Below are 8,037 nucleotides of genomic sequence, written 5' to 3' on the forward strand. Positions count from 1 at the left end.
GATCCTGCCGGCGGCAGGATCGCCAGGCACGACGAGCTGAGCCAGGCACGACCGGAGGTGGATGCGAGTGACAACACCGATCGAGGGAACCATGCGGTGCACCGGACGGCGAGACTTATTGTGGTCCTTCAACCACAAAGCCTGCGGACAGGCCTTCTCGGATGACGGCAAGCGCGCCGGTGTCGGAGGCGTTGGAGGCACAGTTCGGCACGTATTTATCTGTCGCAACGGCCCGACCCCCCTTCCGTCACAGTGCATCCCAGGGCTCTCGTCCCCGACGACCATGCCGGTGCACTCTATCTGCGAGACCGCCAACACGACGGTCCAAATCCTGATTTTCCGCGGGCAAACAACCGGATGCCGCGCAGTCGCGCTGGCGGCAAATCGGATGGAGAACAAGGCTGGCGTTATGCGTTTCAAGGCGATCATGTACCTCGATCAGTCTCGCACTCAAGCCGAGAAGTGGGCCGCGGGAGAGTGGACCTGCGTCAAGGAGTGGTGGACAGCAGCGGAAACGAACCACCAGATGATCATGCGTTACAATGATGAAGCGATCTGCGCTGCGGGCACGTATGAATTGTACGCAATCCAGCGCAACGTGCCATGGCCACGGACGGACGGCTCAGGCCCTTTCGACCGCACCACGATTGACTACCTGTACGAAGCAGATGAAGAGGCTGACCCTGTCGCGACGCACTGCCTGGACGGTCCGGAGGGCGCAGCCGCCCGCGCACCGCGCAACGATGACCGAGCTCCGGAACAAGACGTGAGACGGAGACGGCGGGAGCCCACACCCGACCTCATCGACAGCACCGACGACGACGCCAGCACCAGCAGCGAATCAGAGGAACACGCCGAAGCGAGCTCGGCGCAGCAGCCGGAGAACACGGCCGACAGCACAGACACGCAGCAAGCCAGCCCTCGGCCCAAGAAGAGCTCCTCCTCGAAGAAGGAGACCCTCGCCAGAGCCAAGAAGCAGTCCGGCTCAGCCATCACCGGAGGATCGGCCGCACCTTCCTCGCCCAGCAAGGTCCCGTCTGTGACGCGCGGCAACGGCCCGCTCAACTCGATCGGCAAGAAGAAGACCGATAAAGTTGCGGGCACCCGATCAACCGGAACCAAAAGCGAGAACGAGACGAGGACGCCAGGCTCCGGCGACAGTGCGCATGCCGGCGTTGGGTGCGAGGGAGAAGTCCCGCAACCAACTCCCGCTGAGTACGACATCGCGGATACCGGTGGTGGCTATGACGCAGACGCGCCGCAAGCCGATCACGCGGAGACGCACGAGAGCAGTGCAGAGGCCGGTGGTGGCTATGACGCAGACGCGCCGCAAGCCGATCACGCGGAGACGCACGAGAACAGTGCAGATGCCGGTGGTGGCTATGACGCAGACGCGCCGCAAGCCGATCACGCGGAGACGCACTGGCACGACGGCACGGGGGCTCGTGACGAGCCCGAAGGTGGCGGCGGAGCTGACGCACACGACGCGCATCAGCACGGCCACGCGGAAGCACAGCACGACGAGGCTGCAGGCGGCGGCGGAGCTGGCGCACACGACGCGCACCAGCACGGCCGCTCGCAGCGCGATGAGCCGGAGGAAGAGGAAGCGCAACCCCGGGACGACGCAGAAGCACCGCAAGAGGAAGGCGATGCCACGCCGTCGGCCTCCAACGGCAACTACACTGCCAAGACGAGGGCCCAGGTCAAGGCAGAACTCAAGGCGGCAGCCCGCAAGGCGGCCAAGGCGACTTCTGACAAGGGCAAGGCACCCGCTGTTCCCGCAGCCTCGAGCCCGACGGATTTGCCCACACCCGGCAAGAAGAAGAAGAAAGCGACAGGCGACTCGCGGACCGTCGGCAGTGACGACGAGACCGACGAGGACGACGCGTACCATCACGACGGCACGGGGGCTCGTGACGAGGCCGAAGGTGGCGGCGGAGCTGACGCACACGACGCGCATCAGCACGGCTACACGGGCGACGGTACCAACACAGCCTCACCGGGCGACGATGACATGTCGAACGGCCGATCACCGCGGAAGCCAACGGCGGCACGTGTGAAGAGGACAGAGGACGCCGCAACCTACCGCATGTGCACCCGGGGCCTGAAGAAACCCGGCCTAACCTCAACGGAACGATCAACCGCGGGGAAGGCCGCTCAATCTGGTGGCGCATCACCATTCCGTGTGAAAGGACTCGGCGGCACACCCTCAATGGTGTCAGAGACTGCAGGGGCTGGACGCTCCGCACCAATCGAGGTTTCCTCGGAAAGTGACGACGACGGCGTCGTGCGTGTGCCGAAACCGCGCATCGTGAGTGGCACACAACAGTGGAGCTCAGTAGTCTCGACGACACGGATGGTCAAGATCCGGGGCGAGGGGCTGGGTTGCTGGTGGTCAGTCGCGCAGTGGATGATCTGCGTCGACCGCATGGTGCGCGGCGACCCACGAATGCCGCCCGCGCCCGAGTGGGTGCGAGGTTACGGATGCTTTGAACACTGGAGCGACCTTTTCATCCCAACCCTGTCGGCAACCGAGGTCCTGAGTTGGCTCGACGGCACCCCGCTCGAGGCACCCGGAGGCGACCAGAGACAACCAACTGGCTGGTGCGACGTGCCGAATCTTTCCGATGCCAACGCTGCCCTTCTTCTGCGCAATTTCGACGTACAGGCCGCCGTATGCCACATCGTCATTCGTCCACCAACATGTCCGACGGATGGCGGCGTCGAGCACTTCGAGCCATGGATCAACGGCAGGGACCTCGAAAATTCGGCGTACAACCTCGAGGCGAAGAAGACCCTGAATGCCACCAGGACGATCACTTTCGAGGAGTTCATTGAGACCCGCATGGGCAAACGTGCGCCGGACCAACGCACGTTGTGCTCTGTCTACATCACAGGCGTGAAGGAGTCTTGCTCACGCACAACGGAGGCCCACGGCATGATGGAAGCCAGCGCAGATCTTTTCCGTCACGCGTGGGACAACATCTCCAAACCGGTGGGCATGGCCAAAGCCCCACACCCTGAGCTGGCTTCCCAGCAGGCGGCGAAGAAGCAAGACAGCTCCCCAGCGAACCTCGGAACCCCCTCGCCGCCCAAAAGCGCGACGGCGGCGAAGGCCTCGTGGTCCCCGGACACAACTCAGTCGCCCAACACGGGACCGAGCTTCTGGGCCACCGGCGCCATCCGATACGCACCCTCAAGCTACGTCGCCAACTTGGCAGCGTCGATGAAGCAGGTCGCACGAGGCGGTGTCTCGAGCATCCTTGCATTCCCACGACGCCTGATCACAGCCAAGAGGGACCGATGGAAGACGCTTGACCGCAACCTGGCGGCCAAAGACACCCCCGCACCAACAGCACCTGCACCCCGCCGAGAAGTGAAGGACGAGAAGGCGAACCGCCTCCGACGCGTCCAAGCGGCTTTCCTGGCGGGCCACCTCTCACGTGGAATGCACATCCTGCTGGAAAAGTGCGGCCGCCAGCTCGACACATCGGACATCCCTGGGACCGTCGACGAGCTCAAGACGCTGCACCCGGCTGCCAGCGGAGCCATGCCGGCCCCCATCCAAGTCGACCAGACCGACGCAGTCGTCACGCCGGAGCAGGTACGCGACTCTATCAAGCAGACGGCCCGCGGAGAGGCACCCGGTGCCAGCGGCCTGTCCTCCGACGTTCTGTGGCAAGCGATCGAGTACGAAGAGAAGACAGGTCACTCTCACGACCCTGACAGCCTCTTGTCCGCAATAACTGTGATCGTGCGGGCCATTCTCCAAGGCAACCTGACCCTCGCAGAAGCGAACGCTCTACGAGACATCCGGCTCATCTGCATTCCCAAACTCAAGAAGGCCGGTATCCGCCCGATCTCTATGTCAGAAGTTATCGTCAAGGTTACGGCCCGTGTCGCGATGCAAGACACCTACGAGATCGAAAAGATGCTGCCGGACCAGTTCGGGATCATCAAGGGCGGTGCGGAGCGCGCTATCTTCATTGTCCAAGACGCTATACGCAGTGGGAAAACTTGTCTCACATTCGATGCGTCAAACGCGTACCAGGAACTATTTCGATCGACTTTCTTCGGCTTTCTGAGGGCCACGAACCAAGCCAAGATGGCGCGCATCAAGGCCTACACCAACTTCGTGTACGGCTGCGTGAGCCACGCTTTCTGGGAAGACCCGAACGGGAAGATCCACAAGTTTGACGTGTCCCGTGGAGTACGACAAGGATGCCCTGTGGCACCACTGCTCTTCTGCATCGGCATTCAGGGCGTCCTTGACGAGATCAGAGCAGCACACGGTGTCCGTATCATTGCGTACCTCGACGACCTCTGCATCATCGGGGAAACCACCGCCGTCGACGCCGCGGCCGCCGACTTGATTCTACGCCTGAAGGAAAAGGCAGGTCTGAGGATCAGAGCCGAGCACGACTCGCGGAAAGGCGGTTTTTTCTACCTCGGCGCGGGCCTGAGTTACGACCCGAAGGAAGCCGAACACTTGCTCGCCAAATTCCGCAACCTTGACGACTACCGCGAGTTCACGGCCGCGCTGGAAGACCTCCCGCCCAGCCAACAGCTCGCCCTCTTGCGCGTATGTGGCGTCTCCAAGGCTGGTTACATCGCCAGGTGCCACGGCGACGAAGCCCAGGGCTGGCTCCGGGCCTTCGACAAGGTGATAACTGACCGCGTTGCGCGCCTGGCGCAATGTCACCCTTCAGCCGTTCACAACAACCCGAGAGTCACGCTGCCGACGAGGATGGGAGGACTGGGAATGACAAACTGGGGCAAAGTCGGTGGCGTCTGCCACAAGGCAGCCCGGGATAGTGCCCAACAGAGCGTCTATCTGGACGCTTACTACCGAGCACGCTTCCCCGCTGCCAACGCGCCCCGCCGCCTCGACGGCTCCGTCTTCACCTCCTTCGCCGACAACACCAACGCATCCGCAACCGAGTTCGCAATCATGCTGAAACGTCACTTGATGATTCCGCTCGCGAGCCACCACATCAACGACCGACGGCTCCCCTGCAAGGGATGCGGAAAGGAGTTCACGGTCAGAGACCTAGTCAATACGCATGCACCCCAGTGCGTGCAATGGGGAGGTCTCGGCAGCCCTTCGATCCGCCACAACACAGCACTCGAAGTTTTCTGCAGATTCATCCGTGACCACGGTCACCCCGCTGCGAAGGAAGTGTGGATGAACCAAGAAACCCGCATCGACGCGGTAGTGGGCAACTTCTACATCGACCTCACAGTCACGTGGGACGAAAAGAAACGCTCGCAGCAGAAGGAGATCACCTACGGAAAGGCCGTCCGCGAACGAGGAGGCCACTTGATGACCATTGCCTTCACACCGGACGGGAAGCTGCTCCCCACGAGCACCAAACACGTTGCCCGCCTGGCGCGCTACCTGTCGGTGTCTCCAAAGGATATGCTCGTACGCATGGGTGAAACCATCGCACGGGGATCCGCCACCTCCCGCCTCGAGGCGCTGATCTACGCTCAGCAGTTCTTCGCGATGTGTGAAACGACCCCGAAAACCGCACCAACCACAGTCTCAGACGCATCGCCTCACGACCAGAACAAGTCAGGGCCCGCAGACGAGACCGACTCCTCAGCGTCGGAAGGTGAATTTGTCGACGACCTCTCTGGCAACAACTCCTTCCTGGATGAATTCGAGTGCTCGCAGGAGGACGAGGACGAAGGCGACGAGAGCGCCCCAGTCGAGGAACACGACGCCGACATCTCAACGGCCCCTGGCCCTCACGAGACCTCAGCCTCCAAGCCCGCGGACGCTCCCAAGGTCACCACAACGACCAAACCCCCGCCCGTGGCCGCACCGCTAGCACCCAAGAAGACGCCCACGCCAGCAACGGCAACCGCAACCCCGAAAGTCAACAAGCCGACGGCAGCCCAGGCGCAGATGGAGGCCCGCGAAGCCGACATTAGAAAAGCCAAGGCACAGCTGGACGCCCGCGAAGCCGACATCAGCAACGCCAAGGCCCAGCAGGACGCCCGCGAAGCCAACGTCAGAAGGAAGATGGCTATCGGTTTCGAGATCCCTCAACACGTCCGAGACGCCCGCGCTAAAATTGTTCCGACCTGCATCGAGGAAACTTACCTAGCGCACCTCCTCGTGGACTGGGATGCGGGCCCTGACAGCCAGTCCCTCGCCCCGGAATGGCTCGAAGTATTACGAGAGGAGTGCCTGCGCCCGGCGCAACACGACACACCTCAAGCAGAGTCGACGACCGCGTCGCCGACCCCCACCGATTCACAGGTTGACAGCTCCTCGCCCAACAACAGCATCACAACTGCGGGAGCCAACACCTCTTCGGCAGGCCAGACCCAGGATCTGACCGCCTCCCCTCCGTCAACGCCGATCGCGCAACGACACCCCAGCGGCCTCCCACCGGTCGCCCCGCAGCAGCCCGCGCCCCACACGAATGCCGCCACCAGCTCCACGCCCAACATCCGCATCAACACCGCGGGAGCTAGTGACGCCCTCGAGACCGGCCGCGCTCCGTCAGCCACCTGCACGGGGACTGACGCCGTCCAGGAGTAGGACGTTGTCGTGTCCGTCGACGCCTAGCTGACCTGTCCCGTCTGACCTTCCCGCACATCCGCTTCAAGTGACGCGAACGCAACGTGCTACGAATTTGCTCCGGTCAAAATAGCCGACCTTGCGGCGCAGCCGTCATGGCCTCCCACACCTTGACGAAACGTGCTGCAACGGCAAACGCGTATCTCCCGGTGCAAATCGCGCAACTTGCGCAGTTGCGATAGCCTCGGTTTCCACCCCGCGCGCGGCGGTCGCAGATGACGTGACGACGCACTACGCAAATCACGTCTCAACCCCCCTCCCCCCTCGACGTCACTTGGCCTATTTTCTGCCTTTCAATGTGGGAAATAGCGCAATACGTCTCCGCCCGAGTGCCCTCCCTTTCCGTGTGCCCAACCCCAGACGTGGCGACTTGATTTGTGGATCTTCGAAACCTGGCTTGCGTGGCCTACGGGGGCCCCAGGCTTAACTAGAACCCCATCTTTTTCCACTCACGAAAACAGTGTGACCGTTTGCCTTAGAGCTCGGCGCCGAAAAACAAAAGACGTGCGTGATTTACCCTCAACAGAGGGAGCCAGCGGGAGAGAGCGGGTTGTGTTGGAACTGGCCTTGCGGGGTGGTGTTGCGCCATCCCGCAGGTTGCGAGCCTTGCAATGTTCTGACTTCCACCTGCTTTTCTCCTATGGCTTTCACGACACGCTGTAGAAAAAAAAAAAAACTCCGCTCGCTTCGACTGCGACCTCGTCTGCAGCCGCTCGGTTCTGTTGTCTCGCTCGCGCAGCGAGCTCGACACCTACAAGACTGAGAGAAAAGCAGCAGCAGCATTAGATTTGTGTGAAACCTCCGTCTCATCCAACCAAACAAACAACAACTGAACAACAACAACAAGAGAACTCACTCCTCCAACGAGTGCCTGGCTTCCCCATGAGCCCCCTAGACCTTCCCACCGTGCTTCTGCACTTGTGGTCGTTCCTCGTGGTAACGCTGAACCGCGCAACAAACGTGCTCGCCATCTTCTGGCTCTTGCACGCTCTTGCTCTCCTATGGCTTGCGGACCAGCCAACCACGGGACTCAACCCATTTCTACCACCAGCGATCAGCATCATCTGCGCACTCGCGATGCCGGCTCTCGTCTTAGTGGGTCTGACAACGGTTACCCTTGCCAGCCTACTTGCGTCTTCCGGTCGCCTCCTGCTCCGAACCCCCAGCGCGAGCTGGGCAGCCACGTCGCGCTGCACCCTCGGAGTAACGGCCATAGTCGCTTTGTGCCTCCTTCCAGATGAGCTGGCCCCCGCTATGATGACGGCGGTGCACGCTGTTTTCCACTGCACCGCCGCCGCTATCACAGCGGCGGGTTTCCTCATCGCCACCCCATCGCGACGGAACTCCCGTCGCCTTCGTCGAGACAGGTTCCGCCGACAATCGAGCGGCCGCATCCCGTTCCGGTACCGCCGAGGCGCGCCCGTGATCCGGTGCTCGATCCCCCG

1 protein-coding gene is annotated in these 8,037 nt (G+C 62.2%); it reads left to right on the top strand.

Annotated elements, in window-relative coordinates:
• The first annotated feature begins 388 nt into the window (after window positions 1–388).
• Window positions 389–6,553 carry a reverse transcriptase domain-containing protein gene (locus Q9Q40_02620; protein MDQ7006104.1) on the top strand — a complete coding sequence of 2,055 codons (6,165 nt, stop codon included), beginning with the start codon at window positions 389–391 and terminating at the stop codon, window positions 6,551–6,553.
• The last annotated feature ends 1,484 nt before the right edge of the window (window positions 6,554–8,037 follow it).

Source organism: Acidobacteriota bacterium (assembly GCA_030949985.1).
Classification (GTDB): domain Bacteria; phylum Acidobacteriota; class Polarisedimenticolia; order J045; family J045; genus JALTMS01.

What these genes read in the sequence shown, in the direction of transcription:
- Q9Q40_02620 (MDQ7006104.1), top strand. Translation starts at nt 389, where the DNA reads ATGGAGAACAAGGCTGGCGTTATGCGTTTCAAGGCGATCATGTACCTC.